Origin of the sequence: Paenibacillus sp. GbtcB18 (assembly GCF_019091125.1) — a bacterium.
In the GTDB taxonomy this organism is placed as follows: Bacteria; Bacillota; Bacilli; order Paenibacillales; family NBRC-103111; genus Paenibacillus_F; species Paenibacillus_F chitinolyticus.
Window position 1 is genome coordinate 23,438 of record NZ_JAGXJX010000008.1, and the last position, 20,199, is coordinate 43,636.

General features: G+C 52.4%; 16 protein-coding genes. 9 read left to right on the plus strand and 7 right to left on the minus strand.

The genetic code is table 11. The annotated features are described in order from the left end of the window. The first annotated feature begins 11 nt into the window (after positions 1-11). On the plus strand, positions 12-773 hold the full coding sequence (locus tag KVT34_RS21485) for an ANT(4')-I family aminoglycoside nucleotidyltransferase (protein WP_217560930.1): 762 nt from the start codon (positions 12-14) through the stop codon (positions 771-773). A gap of 182 nt (positions 774-955) precedes the next feature. Here KVT34_RS21485 and KVT34_RS21490 read toward each other — a convergent pair whose 3' ends face one another. The 3 genes from KVT34_RS21490 to KVT34_RS21500 form a co-directional block, all read right to left on the minus strand. Next, positions 956-2,359 (minus strand): MFS transporter, encoded by a 1,404-nt coding sequence (locus KVT34_RS21490; protein WP_217561445.1) that lies wholly within the window; start codon positions 2,357-2,359, stop codon positions 956-958. Positions 2,360-2,513: 154 nt separating this feature from the next. After that, on the minus strand, positions 2,514-2,774 hold the full coding sequence (locus tag KVT34_RS21495; RefSeq protein WP_217560932.1) for a hypothetical protein: 261 nt from the start codon (positions 2,772-2,774) through the stop codon (positions 2,514-2,516). Positions 2,775-2,806: 32 nt separating this feature from the next. Beyond that, positions 2,807-3,334, minus strand: a complete 528-nt coding sequence (locus KVT34_RS21500) for a YbhB/YbcL family Raf kinase inhibitor-like protein (protein ID WP_309244122.1) — start codon at positions 3,332-3,334, stop codon at positions 2,807-2,809. Between the two features lie 177 nt (positions 3,335-3,511). Between KVT34_RS21500 and KVT34_RS21505 the strand changes: the two genes are divergently transcribed. The 3 genes from KVT34_RS21505 (at position 3,512) to KVT34_RS21515 (ending at position 5,401) form a co-directional block, all read left to right on the plus strand. Then, positions 3,512-4,177, plus strand: coding sequence for a GntR family transcriptional regulator (locus KVT34_RS21505; protein WP_217560934.1), 666 nt, complete (start codon positions 3,512-3,514; stop codon positions 4,175-4,177). A gap of 274 nt (positions 4,178-4,451) precedes the next feature. After that, positions 4,452-4,979, plus strand: a complete 528-nt coding sequence (locus KVT34_RS21510) for a Crp/Fnr family transcriptional regulator (protein WP_254635066.1) — start codon at positions 4,452-4,454, stop codon at positions 4,977-4,979. Between the two features lie 80 nt (positions 4,980-5,059). Then, the gene (locus KVT34_RS21515) at positions 5,060-5,401 is read left to right on the plus strand and encodes a darcynin family protein (RefSeq protein ID WP_217560938.1); all 342 of its coding nucleotides are present in this window, start codon (positions 5,060-5,062) and stop codon (positions 5,399-5,401) included. A gap of 207 nt (positions 5,402-5,608) precedes the next feature. On the opposite strand, the gene KVT34_RS21520 is transcribed toward KVT34_RS21515, so the two are convergent. From KVT34_RS21520 to KVT34_RS21530, 3 genes are all read right to left on the minus strand, one after another. After that, a complete protein-coding gene (locus tag KVT34_RS21520; protein WP_217560940.1) occupies positions 5,609-6,121 on the minus strand; it encodes a hypothetical protein in 513 nt (170 codons plus the stop codon). A gap of 136 nt (positions 6,122-6,257) precedes the next feature. Further along, a complete protein-coding gene (locus KVT34_RS21525; protein ID WP_217560942.1) occupies positions 6,258-7,001 on the minus strand; it encodes a spermidine synthase in 744 nt (247 codons plus the stop codon). Positions 7,002-7,203: 202 nt separating this feature from the next. After that, positions 7,204-8,208, minus strand: coding sequence for a metallophosphoesterase family protein (locus KVT34_RS21530; RefSeq protein ID WP_217560943.1), 1,005 nt, complete (start codon positions 8,206-8,208; stop codon positions 7,204-7,206). Positions 8,209-8,637: 429 nt separating this feature from the next. On the opposite strand from KVT34_RS21530, the gene KVT34_RS21535 reads away from it, so the two are divergent. From KVT34_RS21535 to KVT34_RS21545, 3 genes are all read left to right on the plus strand, one after another. Next, positions 8,638-10,311 (plus strand): family 14 glycosylhydrolase, encoded by a 1,674-nt coding sequence (locus KVT34_RS21535; RefSeq protein WP_217560945.1) that lies wholly within the window; start codon positions 8,638-8,640, stop codon positions 10,309-10,311. 264 nt (positions 10,312-10,575) lie between these two features. Then, a complete protein-coding gene (locus KVT34_RS21540; RefSeq protein WP_217560947.1) occupies positions 10,576-14,151 on the plus strand; it encodes an OmpL47-type beta-barrel domain-containing protein in 3,576 nt (1,191 codons plus the stop codon). Between the two features lie 494 nt (positions 14,152-14,645). Continuing rightward, entirely contained in the window at positions 14,646-15,341 is a 696-nt protein-coding gene (locus KVT34_RS21545; protein ID WP_217560949.1) for a hypothetical protein, read from the plus strand. On the opposite strand, the gene KVT34_RS21550 is transcribed toward KVT34_RS21545, so the two are convergent. Continuing rightward, complete coding sequence (locus KVT34_RS21550) at positions 15,328-17,325, minus strand: serine hydrolase domain-containing protein (RefSeq protein ID WP_217560951.1); 1,998 nt, start codon at positions 17,323-17,325, stop codon at positions 15,328-15,330. The two genes, KVT34_RS21545 and KVT34_RS21550, sit on opposite strands and share 14 nt — an antisense overlap. A gap of 291 nt (positions 17,326-17,616) precedes the next feature. Here KVT34_RS21550 and KVT34_RS21555 point away from each other — a divergent pair, with 291 nt between their 5' ends. Further along, entirely contained in the window at positions 17,617-18,204 is a 588-nt protein-coding gene (locus KVT34_RS21555) for a sensor domain-containing protein (RefSeq protein WP_217560953.1), read from the plus strand. 81 nt (positions 18,205-18,285) lie between these two features. After that, positions 18,286-20,136 carry a helix-turn-helix transcriptional regulator gene (locus tag KVT34_RS21560; RefSeq protein ID WP_217560955.1) on the plus strand — a complete coding sequence of 617 codons (1,851 nt, stop codon included), beginning with the start codon at positions 18,286-18,288 and terminating at the stop codon, positions 20,134-20,136. The last annotated feature ends 63 nt before the right edge of the window (positions 20,137-20,199 follow it).

Genomic DNA, 20,199 nt, shown 5'->3' on the forward strand with positions numbered 1-20,199 from the left:
GAGAAACGTATATGATGGGGCCAAGAGAAGTTATAAGAGAAGAAAGAATGAAAATCGCCTATATAATAGCGAATCAACTGATGGAAAAATACGGTGCAGATGTTGAAGCTATTGGTATCTATGGTTCTTTAGCTAGAAAAACAGACGGTCCATTTTCGGATATTGAAATTAAATGTGTTTTAAATTCTATAGAAGACGGTTTTAGCTATGAATGGACATCAGGCGATTGGAAAGCAGAAGTAAACCTTGATAATAAAGAAAATATTGTAGAAGAGGCCACTACAGTAGAAGAAAACTGGCCGCTTACTCATGGACAATTCTTCACTATACTCCCAATTTATGATCCCAAGGGATTTTTCCAAGAACTAAGACAAAAAGCGAGTTCCGTGGATAACACAATTTTTAAAGAAGCGATTTGTAAAACGTTAGTTGAGGAAATGTACGAATATATGGGTAAATTGAGGAATATAAAAATTCAAGGACCAGAAACATTTTTGCCTACTTTGGCTATAGAAATAGCGACTGCCGGTGCGATGATTTTAGGATTACACCATAAACGATACTTTACGACAGCAGCTCAAGTATTGCCGGAAGCATTAGGATTATCAGATAGGCCGGATGGGTTTGATAAACTATGTCAACTGGTGATGTCGGGTCACCTTTATGACTCTAAGAGGATCCTTGATGCATGCGAAAACTTTTGGAATGGTTTATTGGACTGGTCGAATAAGAATGGTTATGTTATAAGTTATTCCGACTGTGTACCCTTTTGATTCGTCTAGGAGATGGAATGCTATCCATAATTCATTATAGTACTGCTACTGAATCATTAAGCAGGTAATGGCTTCGCCCTTTATAAACAAGGGCGAAGCCATTAGTCGTTTTTGTAGATAATAGCGAGCTGCTCGTTATAGGCGGGTTTATGGAAACCAAATTGGAGGTGACTCTTTGGCCACTAAGCAACTGATTCGCTATTCATTTTTTCATCCTTAGCCATGTTAGCTGCACGCCCAAATTGTACATAATAAAGTGCAGCCATCACAACGACCAGAACAGCAAGTGCCAGGAAAATGTTGCTATATACGAAAGTGGTGCTATTTTGAGGTATCGGATTTAAGCGAACGGTCGATGTACCGGAATCCAGTACCTTGCCGATAGCAGCTGTTGATGCAGCCGAAGAAATAAAAGTGATCATAGAGAACAATCCCATTCCTACTCCTATATGCTCTTTTGATAGCGTTCGTGAAACGGTGTTCGACATCGCAATTTGCATGAAAGATTGGCCAAGAACACCGAAGATAAGAAAGATCGCAATCAAGACTGGCGACATGCCGACAACGGAAGACAAACAGATGAAACCGATAATAAGAAGCGCTGCTGCTGTATACACAAGAATCGGATTTCCCTTTTCATCAGCTAATTTGCCGCCCCATCGACCCAAAAACGCGGCCATAAGGGCAGAAGGCAACATAACCATTCCAATGAAAACCGGTGACAAATGGTGTACAGAAGAAAGCAACTGAGGTGTAATGAATGGAATAGCAAAGCTAATCCCCACCATCACGAAAGTAATAATAAGACCGTATGAAAACAGCTTGTTTCGAAAAATAGCCGGGTTTATGAACGGCGCTGATGCATAGCGTATACGTAATAAGAAAAAAACGAAAGAAATAGTACCCGCTAAGACAAGCCAACTATTTTCGTCTGTTAATGCCAGTAACAGAATGGCTACTGTGCCCGCCAAAAGTGAACCGCCAATAAAATCCATTTTGCTGGCGACTCTCTTTTCATCATCCAAATACTTCCTGTATATGGGCAACGTAAGCAGCGATAAAAGGGAAATCACAAATAAAACCCGCCAGTTCCACGTACTGCTCACCACACCAGCAATGATCGGACCGAGTGCCAAACCGATTGCGTACCCGATTGCGACGGTACCCATCGCACGACCGCGCCTTTCGGGTGAAAAGTAACGAACCGGCACGATCATTGCAATCGCCGGAATGACCGATGCACCAGCTGCCTGTACAATTCGCCCCACAATGACCATCCAATATTGAATAGCCACTAAGCCTATAACAGATCCAATTGCAAAAAATAGCAGACCAAACGTCAACAAATTCTTCAAGCTGTATCTGTCTGTCAATTTTCCGTAAGTTACCGAGCCGATTGCATATACAATCATATAGCTCGTGATGATCCAGCTCACTTGCGATGGCGAAAGTTGAAATTGTTTGCTGATAGTCGGAAGTACAACATTAAACATGGTTGCATTCATGACGGAGATAATAAGCGTAAAGACAAGAATACCAAGTAATAACTCTCCGTTATTCTTTTGAATGCTAGGATTGGTTTGCATGTGGCATGCCTCTTTTCTATAGGACAAAACAGCATTGCTGAAGCAACGCAACTGTATTCCATTGATCATGAATTTATCACTCAAGTACATCCGTAAAAATGTAAGCATTGCTTTGCCCCAACGGCAAAGTAATGCTTCAAAAGCCGGTTGGTGCTCACCCCAAAAGCACAGAAAAGCGCTCATAATTGAGGGCTTTTCTGTTTTTTGAGACCATTTTGATTTTGTTTTTGATTTTGCTCCCACAGCCGCAAATGATCGTATGCTTCAAAACTTTAATTGGCTGCCGGCACATGGGGCATACACTCGGATGATGCGGATCGTTCAGCTTCACCGCTTCTTCCGCACTTGACGCTGCTTCGCTTGGAGCATTGGTTGTTCCTGCCCCGTTGCTGTTTGCGAACAACAACGCATTCATACCATCGTCTCCTATGACCCAAGCGACTTGGGTTACTTGATTTCCCCTGTTGCCACGAGAACGGCTCTCCCCAGCGTATGGCTCATCATGGTAAATCCTAAGAGAGCCGGCGTGGCATTAGGGTCGACGCCGATATTTTCGACATCCAGGGAATGAACGACAAAATAATACCGATGAGGCCCGTGTCCCGCCGGAGGCGCCGCACCGATAAAGCGTTGGAGTCGCGCATCGTTCGGCAGTTGCAAGGCACCTTGCGGCAAACCGCTGCCATGCTCGTCGCCAGCCCCGGTCGGCAGTTCGGTGACGCTGGCAGGGATGTTGATAACGGCCCAGTGCCAGAAGCCCGATCCGGTCGGGGCATCCGGGTCATACGCGGTTACGGCGAAACTCTTCGTCCCTTCGGGTGCCCCCGACCATTTCAAATGGGGCGAAAGATCTTTGCCGCCCTCCATTCCAAATGAGTATTGATGAGGCGGTAGAGGAAGGCCCTCCGTAATGTCGTTACTCGTCACCTGAAAGACAGCGACTTCTGGCAATTTGGCAAACGGGTTGTTACTCACTGTAAATTACCTCCTTTTTATGAACACAAATTCGATTATAGTGTTAAGAATCGATTTTGTAAATATAAAACGTTTTATATTATCGTAATCGAGTTTGTTCTTTGTTTTTTATAGTTTTTGGTGTAAACTATTTAAACAAATATAATCCCGATGTGTTTGAAGGATGGTGTCAGCTTCATGGCCAAAAGAAACGGTTCATCCACTTTAAGCGAAAATGTCACGAAGAAACTACAGTCTGATATTCTGGCCGGACAATATGAACCGGGCTCTCCATTAACCGTATCGGAATTAGCCAAAGGTTTCGAAGTCTCGGTTGCCGTCGTTCGAGAAGCACTGACCCGGTTGGCGACCCAAGGACTTGTCTTACAAAACCCGAATCACGGATTTTCAGTGAAATCGGTGTCGGAAGAAGAACTGAATAGCATCATAGAAGCGCGGTTGCTCAATGAATCGGAAGCATTACGCCTGTCCGTCACTCACGGCGATCTCACATGGGAATCCAATGTAATCGCCGTTCACCACAAATTATCGCAAACGGCCGAGTACGAGGAAGTGAATCAAAAGCTTATCGTTCGCGAAGAGTGGTCCGACATCCACCGTCAATTTCATTACGAACTTATCGCCGCATGTCCAAATCCGATTCTCCTGGGATTCTGCAGACGACTTTGGGATTTGAGCGAATTTTATCGACATTGGTCGTTCCAGCATCAGCCAACTCGCGATGGCCGCGCCGAACATAAGGCATTAGCAGATGCTGTTGTTAGCCGCGACAGCGAGCATGCCGTTGAAATCTTCAGAGCGCACATCCAACTCACAGTGGATAACCTGTTTGACCACCGATAAGAGGAGTATGCCTGCAAACTAAAGACCCCGGTCTCTAAGCAGTGATCGGGATGTAATCTGTTTTACTAACGGGAAACGTTAAATCAAAAATGACGCATGGGTAGCCGGCCAGAATGACCGGCTGTTTTTCGTTTTACTAACGGGCAGTTATCCTAAATGAGGCCTGAAAGATACGAGTAACTTGGAAACAACATAAGAGAGAAGCTATTAACCTGAGAGGAAAGGACTTATGGACACCTATTACACTGGATTGAAAACCCTTACCCAGGCGAAAATGCTTTCAGATGGGGACTGGCAGATGTTACTGGAATGGACGCGAATAAAGCAGATTCCAAAAGGAACCTGCCTGATAAAGGCGGGGGAGTTAGTGAATCATGCCTATTTTTGCTCGGAAGGATTATTTCGCCTATTTTACTCGATTTCCGACGGTAGGGAATTTAATGTGGCTTTTACGTTGGAAAACGATTTCGCTACTTCTTACGGTGCAATGGTGACGGGGGGACCTTCCAATTTTGCCATTCAAGCTATGGAGGATTCCGTGGTTATTGAAATTTCGTATGAAACAATGCAGAAGCTTATGGATAAAAGCCACGCATGGGAACGTTTTGTTCGTAGGAGTGTAGAAAGATTATATATCCGCAAAGAAGAAAGAGAGCGCGAACTGCTCTATCTAAATGCACAGGAAAGATATGAAGCTTTTTTGGTAAAGTACCCCGGTTTGGAAAAACGGATTCCCCAGTATCACATTGCTTCCTATTGGGGCATTTCCCCTGTTTCCCTTAGCCGTCTCCTTCATTCCTGAATGATTAACCTATGTTAATGCGTAGAAATCAATTCATGGCTATACTAGGATTTAAAAAAAGGGAAAAGGTGTAGAAAAAATTGAAATACATGATGATTGTGTTGTTGGAGTTTTATCCTTCTTGGCTTGCGTTGTCTCGGGAAGAGCGTCGAAATCATGCTGCATCGTTGCAGCAGATTACCCAGAAATACGGCCAATATGTAAAAGTACGCTTCTTTGATGCGGAAGCATTACCTGGGGATGATTATACGGATTTTGTTACATGTGAGACGGAGGACCTAAAACAATACCACTATATGTGGGAGGAAATCAGGGATTCGCTACCTTACACCCAAGGATATTTGAAAATCAAAAATGTTATTATGGGAATAGAAGGTGCATTTCAGTCTTATGAAGCGGAAGTATTAAAGAAGGGGAATTAAGTAACCCCGTAAAAACAAATGACAATAGCTTATTCCTCGTCCATGTACCGAAAAAAGGCAGGATCGGGGAGTGCCCTTATCCGGAAAGCGGCAGGTACGAGATTTGGTGCGTATTGTACAATTCCATACAAAAAGGACCCGATCAGAATCGGGTCCTTTTTTTGCAGCGTCAAGTTTATAGCATGTGTTCAATCGAACGTGCATCCGTTACGGAATGTACTGCTGAACGATTTTCACGACCTTATGGTCTTTGATGGTTAAATGGAACGGGAATGTGCTCACATCGAGCAGGCTGTTGTTGTGGTAAATGTCCAGGAACTTGCCGAGCGACACTTCTTCGTTCCACTGGACGTCCACGCCTTCGTAAGTGCCGTCATGATCGTAAAGCTGCATGAGGACCTGTGCATTCGGATCGATTTCGAAGCTTTCGAGCTTCTCCTGATCGTTAACGATATAGTAGCCGTCGGGGGCGTGTGTCATATCGCCGATATCCGTTTCATGTTCAAGGAACTTTTGATCGGCTTCTGCGCCTTCGTACCACTCGATTTGGTCTCCTTGCAGATAGAGAGAGCCGTTTTTATTTTCAAGGGAAGAAATCATAACGGTTATGGTGTCCTCGCTGCGGGGAACAGGCGTATATTCGGAACCGACTGCATTGGCGGAAGTGACGAAAGCCAGCATAGATATCATGAGAGTAGTGAAAAAGACCATCTTTTTCATGTGTGCAAACCCCTTTGCGGAAAAATGATTAGGATGCCTTACAGATTCTTTACCCGGCTGTGCCGGTTTAAAACGTTCTGTCGGGCTTGTTACTCTCATCATAAACCAAATCGCGCACGGAATGGTCACAATGTAGTTACAAACGGTCCGTAATCAGATAACCTCGTTCCGGTTCAAATTCAACAAAGCCGGCCATGTGGCGGGCCTGGTACGTTAGGGGGCTGCCGCCGCCAACCAGAAGGATGTTTAGCGTATCCCGGGTTTCTTCCGAGGGCAGATAAAAAGCCTTCCTGTAAGAAAAAACTTCGCCAAGGGTCGTGTGAATGGCGCTGATATGGTTGTCGTGCATGCTTTTGCCGAACAGATTCATGAGGATGGCACCGTCCGGGTTCAGCTTGCTGCGGCTGAGCTCGAAGAATTGGCGGGAGATGAGGTGCCGGGGGGTTCCTTTCTCGGTAAAGGCATCCAGGATCACGTAATCGTACGCCTCCGGCGGTTCCCGATCCAGGATCTCACGTCCGTCGCCGAGGATGATATTTTCCTGGTCGCAGCCGAAATAGGTTCTGCTGAGTTCCACGACTTTAGGATCGTATTCCGCTATGGTGAACCGTTTCTGCGGATAGCGGCCTGCCAGAGTCCCGATTCCGTGACCGATCATAAACACGTTTTCGAAATCGGGCCGGTTCGTCTCCATGAGATGGACGATCGCTCTTGGATATTCAAACAGGATGCGCCCGGGATTGTTCAGATCAAGCGCTCCTTGTATGGCATCATTAGCGAATTGGAGCACGCGGAAGCGGCCTTTCTCGCCGTACAGTTCGTTCGTGTCGTAAACCCGGATCACATGGCCGGGGCCGGTTTCTTCAAAAAGCAGCTGCAAAATGTCCTTCTCCTTTGCGGTACGCTTGAAGCGCTGGAATGTCATACCCAGTATAGCATTTCAGCAGGCTTTTCAGGTTTTGACTGGAGGCGTCGAGTGCTTTTCGCTTCCGGGAGAAGGATGCCGGTCAAAGGAATGGCCGGAGCGTGAATGCTCCGCTATCTGAATAAAGCCGCGGGCAGAAGATCCGCGGCTTTGTCTTTTAATCTTCCATGCTGCGGGGAAGGGTAAACTGGGCTTCGGGAATCCAGCGCTGCCGGTAAAAGTCGCGTCCTTTGATGCTGACTTTGTCTTTGTATACTTCGACATACAGGCCTTCGCTTTCATCCGGGCCCGTAAGCATTTCGCCCCCGTTCCCGTTGTCGGTCCAGGGCTGGATGACGGAGGACGAATTCACCATCGTAAATTTGTCTTGGACGAGGGTGCCCGGCAGTTTGAGCTCCCAGTGGGTATGGCCTGAGAAGAAGATCACCTGGGGATAAGCCGAGAGGATTTTTCTCAGTTCCGCATGCTGAACGATGGCCCGGTTATTGACGCAGCAGAAGCTCGTGCCGGATACGGTGCCGGGAAGCGGCTGATGCAGGAAGACGAAGACGGGCTTGCCGCTGGCGACTCCTTTCCGCAGGGAAGCTTTCAGGAATTCAAGCTGCTCCTCCGAAAGCCAGGCATCCTCCAAGTTGTTCGGATCCGACTGCCGATATTGCTCCGAGCCCAGGAAGATGAAGCGGAAGCCGTTTACCACCTGATCGCCGTAAACTTTTTTCTTGCCGGAGAGCTGAAGAAACCGTCCGATAGACGCCTGCTCCGTCTCGCCGTTCGGAAAAGCGTCCGCATTCCAGGAGCCGTTCCGGTCGATCCAGGCTTTGTAGTATTCATGGTTGCCCATCGTGTAAAACACTTTGCGCGGATGAGGGTTCCGCTCCATCAGCTCGCTCAGCTTAGCGTAATCCGCCGGCATGCCGTTCGTGAGATCGCCGTTGATGACAAGCGCGTCCGCGTCCGGGTCCAACGTATGAAGATCGCTCAGGGCCGCTCTGAACTTTTGATGCGATTGCAGGTCCCATGACTGAATGTGAATATCGCTGATAACGGGAAAAGCGAGAAGCGGCTTCTCTTTCTCAGGCTTGGCGCCGACGGCGGAAGGAATGACGGCGGCCGCCAGGAGCGATACCGACAGAGCTGTGGAGAGGAATGTTTTTCGTAACATAGAGCCTCCTCGGTCATCAATTTTATTTACATTTCCTACCATACCTTTGATTTGTCAGAGGGAAATCGTTGTTTTGTGTAGGTTTTATGAAGGAGGCTCGATACTTTACTTGATTTTTTAAAAAATTTACATTAGCCGCGGGAATCCGAAGGGTTCATAACAGACAAGATAGTCCACCCTTTTGACAAAATTTGGGGTCGTTTTGCGGGTTGTCCATTCCTTATAATACAAATTGTAAGCGATTTCATATAAAGGAGGAAAATGACACGTCCTAACCGTGTTTTTGGGAAGCGCTATACGAAAAGCCGCAGTTGAACCGGACTACATAAGACGAAGGATTCAAGGGAATGAGAGAGAAAAGGCATCCGGCTGCGGTGCGGGGCTCCTTGTGCTCTCGATAAAATGCTGGATAAAGGAAGGGTGTATGGGATGAGTTTGACGAACAAAAGCTTGAAAAAAGCGGCCTTGCAGCTGCTCGGTTTGATTCTGGTACTGACGACCGTGTTCGGCTGGGGACCGGCCAGGGCCGGTGCTGCGGTTGCCGGTGATTTTCAGGCTTCGGTGATGGGGCCTCTGACGAAGGTTACGGACTGGAACGCGTTCAAGAACCAGCTAAGCACGCTAAAAAACAACGGTGTATACGCCGTCACGACCGATGTCTGGTGGGGAATGGTAGAAAGCGCGGGCGATAACCAGTTCGACTGGAGCTATTACAAGACGTACGCGGGTGCCGTGCGGGAAGCGGGGCTGAAGTGGGTCCCGATTCTGTCCACGCACAGATGTGGCGGCAATGTCGGGGACGACTGCAACATTCCGCTGCCGAACTGGCTGTGGGCCAAAGGGACGGCGGATCAGATGCAGTTCAAGAGCGAAACCGGCTATATGAACAACGAAGCCGTGTCGCCTTTCTGGAGCGGGCTGGGCACTCAGTACAGCGAGCTATACGCTTCTTTTGCGGCTAATTTCGCTTCCTATAAGGATATCATTCCGAAGATTTATCTGAGCGGAGGACCGGCGGGAGAACTGAGGTATCCTTCGTATTATCCGGCAGCCGGATGGAGTTACCCGTCCCGCGGCAAGTTCCAGGTATACACCGATACCGCGAAGCAGGCGTTCCGGACGGCTATGACGGCCAAATACGGATCGCTCAGCGGAATCAACAGCGCATGGGGCTTGAACCTGACTTCGGTCGATCAGATCAGTCCACCCAATGACGGAGACGGTTTCTACACGAACGGAGGCTACAAGACCGCTTACGGAAAAGACTTTCTGTCCTGGAACCAAAGTGTGCTGGAAAATCATCTGGGCGTAATCGGCAGCGCCGCGCACAAAAATTTCGATTCCGTGTTCGGCGTGCCGATCGGAGCCAAAGTATCCGGCGTCCACTGGCAGATGACGAATCCGTCCATGCCGCACAGTGCGGAGCATGCTGCCGGGTATTACGATTACAACCGTCTGCTGCAGAAGTTCAAAGACAGCAATCTGGATCTGACGTTCACCTGCCTGGAGATGTCCGACAGCGGAAGCGCGCCGAATTACTCCCTGCCTTCCACGCTTGTCGATACCGTCGCGGGTATTGCGAGCGCCAAAGGCGTCCGTCTCAACGGGGAAAATGCGCTTCCGGCTTCGGGAACGGCCGCGTTCCAGAAGATCGAGGAAAAGCTGACCCGCTTCGGATTCAGCGGCTTTACGCTTCTGCGTCTCGCCAACGTCGTGAATGCGGACGGTTCCGCAACCGGCGAGATGGCGAACTTTAAGAAGTATGTCATCAGCCATGCGGGAACGGGTTCCGGCGGAACGAACAATACCGTAACGGTGTACTACAAGAAAGGTTACTCGAGCCCTTACATTCATTACCGTCCCGCAGGAGGGACCTGGACAGCCGTACCGGGCGTAAAAATGGCCGATTCCGAAATTAGCGGCTATGCCAAAATAACGGTCAATATCGGCGCGGCCACCCAATTGGAAGCGGCTTTTAACGACGGGAACAACAATTGGGACAGCAACAGCATGAACAACTATTTCTTCGGCACCGGCACTTCCACCTACACGCCAGGCACGGGCGGAGCGGCAGGGACCGTTAAAGCCGGAGGGCCCTCATAACTTCTTCCCGCGCGTACCGCAAGCAGATGCGGAAGGGAGAACCAACCGTCCGATGGTCACTTTGTACGGCCGCCAGCCCTGAGGCTGACGGCCGTTTTTCCGCGGAGGAGCAGGGGCTGTAAGGCAGTAAAAGTCTGTATAGATTCGTGAAAGAAGTGCAACGAAAGCGGTTTATCTTTACAAAAAAATACCACTTCTCCTAACTTATCCATGGTAGAATGAGGTCGAAAGTTTAACTAGCTTCCAGCATAAAGGAGGAAATTCATGAAGAAGAGATTCGCAGGGTGGAAGGCTAAGGTTTTCAAAGCTTCACTCGCCCTATCCGCGGCGCTTTCCGTGCAAGTATTGACCGATGGTTGGCAGGTGAAGGCGGAAGGGCCGGCCGATCCGGCACCCTATATTGAAGCGAAAGTTTTCAATGAGAACGCCGGCAAAAAGGTGCTTTTCGACAACACCCACGCTCAGACGGCGGGAGCCGCGGATTGGGTCATCGACGGCGGGTTCTCCGATTTCGGCAATGCTTTGGCGAATAACGGCTACTATGTGAAAGAACTCCGCAAAACGACTCCGATCACGCTGGCCGATTTAAGCGGATACGATGTTTTTGTAGTCGCGGAAGCGAATATTCCATACAAGGCAAGCGAGCAGGCGGCCATGGCGGCCTATGTGGAAGGCGGCGGAAGCATCTTCTTCATCGGCGACCACTACAACGCGGACCGCAACAAGAACCGCTGGGACGGCTCGGAAGTATTCAACGGTTACCGCCGCGGCGCTTGGGACAATCCGGCAAAAGGCATGAGCGCGGACGAAGCGGGCTCTGAGGCTATGCAGGGCGTAGTCAGCTCCGACTGGCTCGGCTCCCAGTTCGGCGTCCGTTTCCGCTATAATGCGCTCGGCGATATCACGGCCAACAACATTGTAGCTCCGGAACAGGCCTTCGGCATCACGAAGGGCGTATCCTCGGTGGCGATGCACGCCGGCTCCACGCTGGCTATCATCGATCCGGCCAAGGCGAAGGGCATCGTGTATCTGCCGCAGACGAAAGCGGCTTGGGCCAACGCGGTCGATCAGGGCGTCTACAACGGCGGCGGAGTGGCGGAAGGACCTTATGTGGCCGTAGCCAAGAAGGGTGCGGGGAAAGCGGCCTTCATCGGCGATTCCTCCCCGGTCGAGGATGCCACGCCGAAGTATCTGCGCGAGGATACGGGTGCGACGAAGAAGACCTATGACGGCTTTAAAGAAGCGAATGACGGCGTACTGCTCGTCAATACGATCAACTGGCTGGCGAAGAAAGAAAGCTATACGAGCCTGTCCCAGGTAAGCGGCCTCCAGCTCGACCAGCCGACGGCTCTGCTGCCTTTCGAGGCCCCGGCGGCTTCGACTGAGCCGCAAACAGAGCCTTGGGCGGCACCGAACGCGGGCTATAAGTGGTATGACCGCGGCACGTTCAAGTCCGGCTCCTACGGCAGCGGCGGCGGTACGACGGTGCCTTCCAATCCGGCGTACAGCTTCGTCCGTCAGGCGACTCTGCCGAACGCGGCGGAATTCAAGATCCGCGTCGTCATCGACAACCTGCCTGCAAACACGACCGTTTCGGGTTACAGTGCAGGCGTTTACTTGGCCACAGGAGGCACGCAGGTGGCGCAGGTGCAGAATGCGGACGGCACATGGCCGACCTCTTACGGATACAGCGCGGCTTTCAGCCTCACATCCGACAGCAAAGGCCATGCTTACAAGGATTTGACCGTCCGCATTAAGCCGGGCACGACCGGCGCGGCTAACCTCAGGCTCCGCCAGAATGGAACCAACCTGAAGACGGAAGCCGTGTCGATTGCGAATGTGCCGGTCGAGCCGCTGCCGGATGAGCAGGGCCCGATTCCGGCGAAGATTACCGTTGTCGAAGCGCGCGGCAAAGGCGAAGGAGCTCTGGTGACGCTGGAAGGCGTCGTTACGACAGAGCCGGGCATCTTCGGCGGCCAGTCCTTCTATCTGCAGGACGCTACCGGCGGTATTTATGTGTACCAGAACCTCGGCGGATTTCACGCCGGGGATGTAGTGAAGGTGACGGCCTCTACGGCCGTCTACAATTCGGAACTGGAATTAACCGATCCGGTCGAAGTCGCCAAAACAGGCACTTCGGCTGTTCCTACGCCTGTGAAGACCGATGCCGTGACAACAGGCAACCAGGGACAGCTCATCGAGCTGAGCGGAGTGACAATCGGCGCTGTCAAAAGTGCGGTGCCGGAAGGCTCCTTTGAGTTTGACGCCGTCAAAGGAGACGTGGTGAACCACATCCGCGTAGACGCGCGCACGGGGCTTACGCTGGCTTCTTTCCCGTATAAAGAAGGGCAAACCGTTGACATTCGCGGTGCGGCGGCGATTTTCAAAGGCGCGTTCCAACTTAAGCCGAGAGGACTGTCCGATTTCACGGCACAGGCGGATACGGAGGCTCCCGTAACGGAAGCCGCTCTTTCGGAAACGGCCAACGCGGAGGGCTGGTTTAACAAGAACGTTACCGTTACTTTAACGGCCCGCGATAAAGAAGGGGCTGCCGTTCTGACGCAGTACGATATCAACGGCGGAGAGGCGAAAGGCTATTCGGAGCCGTTCACCGTCGAAACCGAAGGGACGAACATCGTCCGTTACTATTCCACGGACGCTGCGGGCAATAAGGAGGAAGCTAAAACCCTCCGTATCAAGCTGGATAAAACGACTCCGGCCGCGTCTCTGACGCTGAACGGACAAGCTGTCTCCGATGTGACGGACAAAGATTCCTTAACCTTCAATCTGTTGAGCACGGATGCGGGATCGGGAATTGCGGACCGGAAGCTGCTTCTGGACGGGAAGGAAATTGCCGCCGGTGTGACGTTGAAAGCAGGCGAGCTGGCTGTCGGCCCGCATACCGTGCAGTACCGTGTCACAGACCTTGCCGGGAATACGGCGGAGGATGCGCTCAGCTTCAACGTAAAGGCGAGCCTGACGCTTAGCAAGGTAGAGCTCACTTCCGGCAAAACCGTTCTGAAGCCCGGTGAAACGACTGATCTTCGTGTGAGCGGCACATGGAGCAACGGCACCGCAGCCGATTTAACCGTCGCGGATGTCGTTTACCGCAGCAGCAATGAAGCGGCGGTTACGGTAAACGCGCAGGGAAGGCTTACGGCTGTCGGCGAAGGAACCGCGGATCTGACGGCTTCGGTAACGCTGAATGGCGTCACCGTCGTGTCGAACGCGGTCACCGTTACGTCCGCCAAGCCTCTGGCAACGGGCGTTCCGGGCAAGCCGGTGCTGTCCTCGAACAATGGCTATGATGGCCTCAAAGGCGGCAGCTTTACCGTGACGATGAACATGTGGTGGGGCGCCAACGGCTCCGTGTACAAGCTGTACGAGAACGGCGTGCTGATCAGCACGCAGACACTGAAGGACGCTTCACCGGTTGCGCAGACGGTCAAAACGGACATTAAAGGCAAAGCGAACGGAACGTACACGTACACGGCCGAGCTGATCAACGTTTACGGAACGACCGTAAGTTCGCCGCTCGTCGTGAACGTGACGGAAGCCGCACCGGGCAAGCCGGTTCTTTCCCAAGACAACTGGGACGGCGACGGCACCTACAAGGTGACGATGAACATGTGGTGGGGCACCAACGCTTCCGAATACCGGCTGTATGAAAACGGTCAGCTGATCGAAACGAAAGCGCTGAAAGAATCGACTCCGGGCGCTCAGAGCGCAGTAACCAGCCTTACGGGACGGGCTCCCGGAACGTATGAGTACCATGCGGAGCTTGTAAATGCCTCGGGTGTTACCTCCAGCGAGAAAATGGTGGTTAAAGTAACCCGCTAGTTTGCACGGATAGGCTTTCCTAGCTGACCGGCTGCAAGCAAAGCTGCAAAGCTGTAAAGGGTACGGCCGACCGCCGTTGATTTAGGACAAGCAAATCGGCGCCTGGCGCAAAAACCTCCATCTCGCTTGAAGCGAATGGAGGTTTTGTTCTTTGTGGAAGTTAATTCCTGCCGGAGGAGGAGAGCAAATTCCAACCCGCGTCCGGTGATTACGGGGGAGAGCCGTCGTATGATGAGGGTAGCGGCAGATAAAGAAAATGAACGGGGGAGCCGGTGAGATCAAAGAACGGCGGGAGACGGCGGTAGATTGGACGACGGACATTTAAGAGAAAGGGCGTCAGACTCCGAGCGACTCTGAGCGATTGTTTTGTGACGCATAGCGGAGGTCGACCACACAGAAAACAACGGGCAAAAGAGACGGTAGTCCGGTGAGGCCGGGGACTCCGTTTACCGGACATAACCAGCTATCCATCGCAACCGGAAGGAAGTGACGGTATGATCAGGACCGATAGAAGCGGGACGGACTTTAGGGCGGTACCGTCCGCCGGATTAAAGTTTTTGGAGTTGGATATGCCTGTTCTCGGGAACCTCCACCTGCATTTCGACGCCGGGGAGGAAGCGTACGTGAAGCTGTCGGGAGAGTACCACCTGTTTCCCGCATACACGGCAAGGGAGGGAGACCGGCTTATCCTTAAAGGCCGCAATCTTCCCGCGTACTTGAGACACGGCCAGAAAGAACGGCTGCGCATCGACATCCATCTGCCGGAAGACACCGCCGTGGATCTAACCTTTCTCGCGGGAGTGATCAGCCTTAACGGCGGATACGGCCCGCTCAGCGTGAAAGGTTTCTCGGGCGAGGTTTCCGGTTACACCGGGTCGGACCGCGTCCGAGTCCGGCTTCGCTGCGGCGACGTGTCTCTGGCCGGCCTGCCGGGCGAGGCGGACATCCGGATCGGGCTGGGCAGCTCCACCTTGCGCTGGTCCCGCTTGCTGGGAACCGAGCATGTCCGGGTCCGCTGCGCCTTCGGAGGCGTTGAGCTGCTGGTTCCGCCGGAATGGGCGCAAAAAGAGGAGCAGGGCGGCTTTTTCAAGAAAAAGCGGCTCCATGCTCCTCCCGGCGCGACTGTCTCGGCCACGGTGTGGTTCGGCGGGCTGGACGTCGGCTCCAGCCGAGGGTTTACTGCACCTTAAGCGGCAGCGTATAGGAGCCGAACGCTTTATCCAGCAGCACGGCGGCTTCCTGGCGCAGCAGCGGCTGCTTGGAGCGGAAATCGACCGAGCCGTCCGGTTTAACGGAGGCGCCGGGATCTACGATGCCCTGCGACACCAGAGCGGTGACGGCTTTAACCGCCCACTCGTCGGTCGTTCCGGCCAGCTTGACTTCCGACGCAGGCTCAAGCTGCTTCATGTTCTGGACCATGGCGGCGGCGATCTGCCGTGTGACCGGAGCGTTCCGGTCGAAGCCCGGGATACCGGCGACCATCATTTTTTTGTTGCCTTCGACCGAAAACACAATACCGTACCACCCGTGGGCTTTCAAAAGCACGTCCGCAAATTCACCCTGGGTCATCGTACTCTGAGGCTGGAACGAATTGCCCGTACATGCGCCCATAATTCCCCACGTATTCAAGTTATCGATGTGGGTTTTGTAGGGGCTGTCTTTGGCGACATCATCAAACGGAGTTTTCTCATGCACTTTCTGGGCATCGGAAGCGAAATCCATGCTGTTCCGGTTCGAGTAATAGAAGTACTCGATCTGCCCGTGGCTGTCTTTTTTGAACGCTAACTTGTTTCCGGACTCATCTTCGAAAAGCAGCGGATGGATCATTTTCAGGGTATGCTTGCCCGAGGAATTGGTTTCCATGATCAGATTGCCGTTATCGTAGGAAAACTTCGTTTTTAGGAACAGCAGGCGTGTATTCTGGTACATGCCCGTGTACTGCTGCGCTTCTTTTTCATTCAACGGAATGTAAGTCGGCTTCTCGGGTTGTTTCTCGGTAGGGAAATAGTGGTCCATAAACGCTTCATAAACTTCCACGCTCATCATGGAGTCATTGTTATAGGACATAAAAAACCCCGTATTCTTATCCGGAAGAAGAACGATCAGGGACTGGTGTCCCGTCATGTTTCCGCCTTTCAGCACCACATGATGGCCGTTCTTGAGCTCCGGAAAATACCCCTCAAAGCCGGCGGTTGTAATCGGCATCGACTTTTCCGAGAAAACCTGATAGTTGTGCATAAGGTCCATGCTCTTGGGACTGACGAGCTGTTTGCCGTCGTATTTGCCCTTTTGAAGCTGCATGATCAAATATTTGGACATATCTTCGGCCGTCGAGATGATACTGCCCTGCGGTCCGTCCGTCGGCGCATGCCCTTCAGTCGGCACAGGTTTGCCGCTCGGATCGTAATGAGCCGCCATTCTCGCAAGCAGTTCCGATGTAAAGCGGGCGCTCGTGGAATTCATGCCGAGCGGTTTGAACACCTTTTCCTGCATGTATTTGTCATAACGCAGCCCGCTCACGTTCTCAACGGCATGCCCGGCCAGCAGAAAGGCGAAGTTGTCGTAAGTGTAGGCTTCTCCCGGCTTGCGCACAACCGTAGGCATGTGTTCGGCCAGAAAAGGCTTCGTGGGGATATCCTGATCGACGAATTCGGGTCCTACATAAGTCGTAATGTCCGGATAATCGACCCCGCTTGTATAGGTGAGAAGATCGAATAACGTGAGCGGCGTACCCGTTTTGTTGGGCACCTTCAAGCCGCCCAGGTAGAGCTCGATGTCGCCCCTCAGTTCCATTTTCCCCTCATCCACAAGCTGCAGGGCGGCCAGGGCGGTAAACGTTTTGGTGACCGAGGCGATCTGGAATACGGTGTCTTTGTCGACGGGGATGTTCTTTTCCTTGTCCGCATAGCCGTACCCTTTATTGAGCACGACCTTGCCGTCTTTGACGACCACAAAGCTGGAACCGTTGACGTTGTACTTTTTCATTTTCTCGGCAAATATAGGATCGGCAAACGCTTCAACCTCCTTGGTGTCGACAGGTCCCTGCGAGGCACCTTTATCGGGCTGTGACGCTTCGGGCGGCTTGGTGGCAGGCTTGTCCGGCGTACAGGCCGTAAAGATAGAGGAAGACAGGACGAGCAGAGCAAGACTTGCGTGGCGTACCGTTTTTTTCATGGTGGATTCTCCTTTTCGCGTACTGTTTTTTTGTGTCCGTTGGCGATTGATTCAGACGGGGAGTGCCGCTTACAAACGGTGTCTCCTTCCGTGATATCCCCAATATCACAGACTTCCCGTCAAATCAGCCAGTGTTCTTCCGTCATGAAACCACATTTTACCTGGACGTGAGTGTCATATGACATTTGCTCACTGGCGCAGCTGACAACAGGCGGTTTAGGATACAAGCAACCAGAGAGGACACAGTACACAACGAAAACAAGAGAACGAACAAGAAAGGACCGAGATTCCATGAAAAAAGAGATGATGCAAAGTTTGCAGACGTGTTACTTCTTACTGCTTACTTTCGCTACGGGAGTGTTTTACTTTTGCTTCTATTTAGTCAGCCTGGTGTTCAGCTTGAGCATGGCTTTTACCTTAATCGGACTGCCGATGATCACTTACGTCATGCGCAGCACTCGCACGTTTGCCCGTTATGAAAGAATACAAACCAAAATTTATACGGATATTTCCATAGAACCTTACGAGCGGCCGGAAAAAAACGGAGGCTCCGTGTGGCAGCAGGCGAAAGAAGAGCTTACGGACCGCCGGAACTGGACGATCATCGGCTGGCTGATGCTGAAATTCCCGCTTGGCCTGCTTACCCTTCTTCTAACTGTGCTTTGCTACGTCGCGCCTATCATCTTCATTCTGGTTCCGCTTGCGGTTCCCTACCTGGATATCTACTTTGCGGGGATTCGGGTGGACACGTTTGTGAAATCTCTCTTCGTGATGGTCGGGGGCGTTCTGCTCGCTTATGCAGGCGCAAAACTGGGCCGGAGCTCGGCGCTGTTGGTCGGGCGCTACATCCAGCGGATGTTCGAACGGCTTCACACGTAGACAGCCGCAGCTTGCCGTGGCATAGTAAGGACAAGAACAAACGGGCGGCAAGCCAGGCAGCCAGACAAAGAGGTGATAGACATGTTCGATGCGGTCAAGCAGTGGTTCTGGTACGAATGGACTCTCTTTATCATCCGTATCTTGGTCTCTTTCTCCACCATAATCACGACCGTGCAATTTCAAAATGATTTAAACCTTCCCCTGTGGCTGGTTCTGTGCTGGGAAATCTCCGCTTTCTCGATTCCATGGATCTTGCTGCAGGTGAACACGAAGGCTTATGCCGTTCCCGAGCTGATTTTATCCGGAGGCGTCAGTATCTATTTAACTTCGTTATTTCCCGAAGCTTATTTAACCTTCCTCGTGCCCGCCGCCCTGATCGCAGCCAACAGTGTGGAGAAAACGTACCGCTGGTCGGGTCCGGCGGCCGTTCTGCTGGTGCCTCTAGTGATGGTTCAATTATCCGAACCAGCGAAGCCGTTTTGGGAAATTGCGCCTCAAGTCGGGCTGGCATATGCGATCGGATACGCGTTCAATTTGTTGATGGTGAATTACCGGCAAAATGAAATTATCCGCAGCCAGAACAGCGTTCTGGAGCAGTACATGTCCCAAGTGGAGCGAGTCACCCTGCTTGAAGAACGGAACCGGCTCGCGAAGGATCTGCACGACACGATGGGGCATTCGTACACTTCGCTCATTATGGGATTGGAAACGCTGCGCCCGGATATCGCGACGGAGGAGGGGGAGCATAAGCTGGAGGCTCTCTTAGCCGTAACGCGCAAAAGCATGGGAGAAGTGCGGGACTTCCTGCACGGAATGGGCGCCTCGGAGGAAATGTCCTCTCTCCGGCAGGCGCTGGAGCAGCTGGCGCGCGAATTCGAGGCCAGTTCGGGGGTTACCGTAAGCCTGCGGGTGCTCGGGGAGGAAACCGCCATGCCTCAGCAGGCGAAGATGACCTTCTACCGCTGCCTGCAGGAAGCGCTCACGAATGCGGTGCGGCACGGCAGGGCCGCGGAGATTCAGGCGACGCTGCAGTTCGAGCCCCGGCAAACCCGGCTGGAAGTGCGGGATAACGGCGAGGGCAGCGAGTCTCTGTCGGAGGGCTTCGGCCTGAAGGCGATGAAGGAGCGGGCCGCAAGCCTGCAGGGGCAGGTCTCCGTTTATTCGGAGAAGGGCGTCGGAACGACCGTGACGTGCACCCTGCCGCGCCAGGCGGAGCCGGGAGGCGAAGTGATCCGCCTGCTGATCGCCGACGATCAGGCATTCATCCGCGAAAGCCTCCGGACCCTTCTGCAGGGCCAAAAGGACATGACTGTTGCGGGACTTGCCGGAGACGGCGAGCAGGCGGTGGAGCTTTGTGCGGAGCTGGAGCCCGATCTGGTGCTGATGGATCTGGATATGCCGAACATGGACGGCACTGCGGCTACGCGGACGATCAAGCAGAAATGGCCGCATGTCCGGGTCGTCATCCTGACGACTTTCCAGGCGCCGGACAAGGCGCTGGAAGTGCTGCGCAGCGGCGCGGACGGCTATCTGCTCAAATCGATCGAGCCGAAGGAGCTAGCCGAGACGATCCGTCTCGTGCATCAGGGCGGCACGATGATCGCGCAGGATCTCTCGACGAAGCTGTTCGGCGAGATGGGAGAAGCGGTCAAAGCTTCGGGTCGAGGTGGCGTCCCCGATACTTCCGAGCCGGCAGAAAAGGCCGGACTTCCGGAGACGGCGGCCCCTGCCGGAGAGGACTACGAGCTGACTCCGCGCGAAATCGAGATTTTGCGGATGCTGTCCAAAGGGCTCCGCTACAAGTCCATCGCTTCCAAGCTGTACTTGTCGGACGGAACGGTCCGGAACTATGCGTCCACGGTGTACGCCAAGCTTGGCGTGCGCAACCGGGAAGAAGCCGTGGAAAAGGCGGCGGAGGCCGGACTTCTTTGAAGCCGTATCGGGAAAGGCTTTCGGTTCCGTGAGGAACCGGGGGTCTTTTTTGTCTAGAGGAAT

Coding starts and splice junctions, on each gene's coding strand:
- KVT34_RS21510 (WP_254635066.1), top strand. CDS start 4,452: ATGCTTTCAGATGGGGACTGGCAGATGTTACTGGAATGGACGCGAATA.
- KVT34_RS21560 (WP_217560955.1), top strand. CDS start 18,286: ATGTTCGATGCGGTCAAGCAGTGGTTCTGGTACGAATGGACTCTCTTT.
- KVT34_RS21555 (WP_217560953.1), top strand. CDS start 17,617: ATGAAAAAAGAGATGATGCAAAGTTTGCAGACGTGTTACTTCTTACTG.
- KVT34_RS21530 (WP_217560943.1), bottom strand. CDS start 8,208: ATGTTACGAAAAACATTCCTCTCCACAGCTCTGTCGGTATCGCTCCTG.
- KVT34_RS21545 (WP_217560949.1), top strand. CDS start 14,646: ATGATCAGGACCGATAGAAGCGGGACGGACTTTAGGGCGGTACCGTCC.
- KVT34_RS21485 (WP_217560930.1), top strand. CDS start 12: ATGATGGGGCCAAGAGAAGTTATAAGAGAAGAAAGAATGAAAATCGCC.
- KVT34_RS21505 (WP_217560934.1), top strand. CDS start 3,512: ATGGCCAAAAGAAACGGTTCATCCACTTTAAGCGAAAATGTCACGAAG.
- KVT34_RS21490 (WP_217561445.1), bottom strand. CDS start 2,359: ATGCAAACCAATCCTAGCATTCAAAAGAATAACGGAGAGTTATTACTT.
- KVT34_RS21535 (WP_217560945.1), top strand. CDS start 8,638: ATGAGTTTGACGAACAAAAGCTTGAAAAAAGCGGCCTTGCAGCTGCTC.
- KVT34_RS21495 (WP_217560932.1), bottom strand. CDS start 2,774: ATGAATGCGTTGTTGTTCGCAAACAGCAACGGGGCAGGAACAACCAAT.
- KVT34_RS21540 (WP_217560947.1), top strand. CDS start 10,576: ATGAAGAAGAGATTCGCAGGGTGGAAGGCTAAGGTTTTCAAAGCTTCA.
- KVT34_RS21550 (WP_217560951.1), bottom strand. CDS start 17,325: ATGAAAAAAACGGTACGCCACGCAAGTCTTGCTCTGCTCGTCCTGTCT.
- KVT34_RS21520 (WP_217560940.1), bottom strand. CDS start 6,121: ATGAAAAAGATGGTCTTTTTCACTACTCTCATGATATCTATGCTGGCT.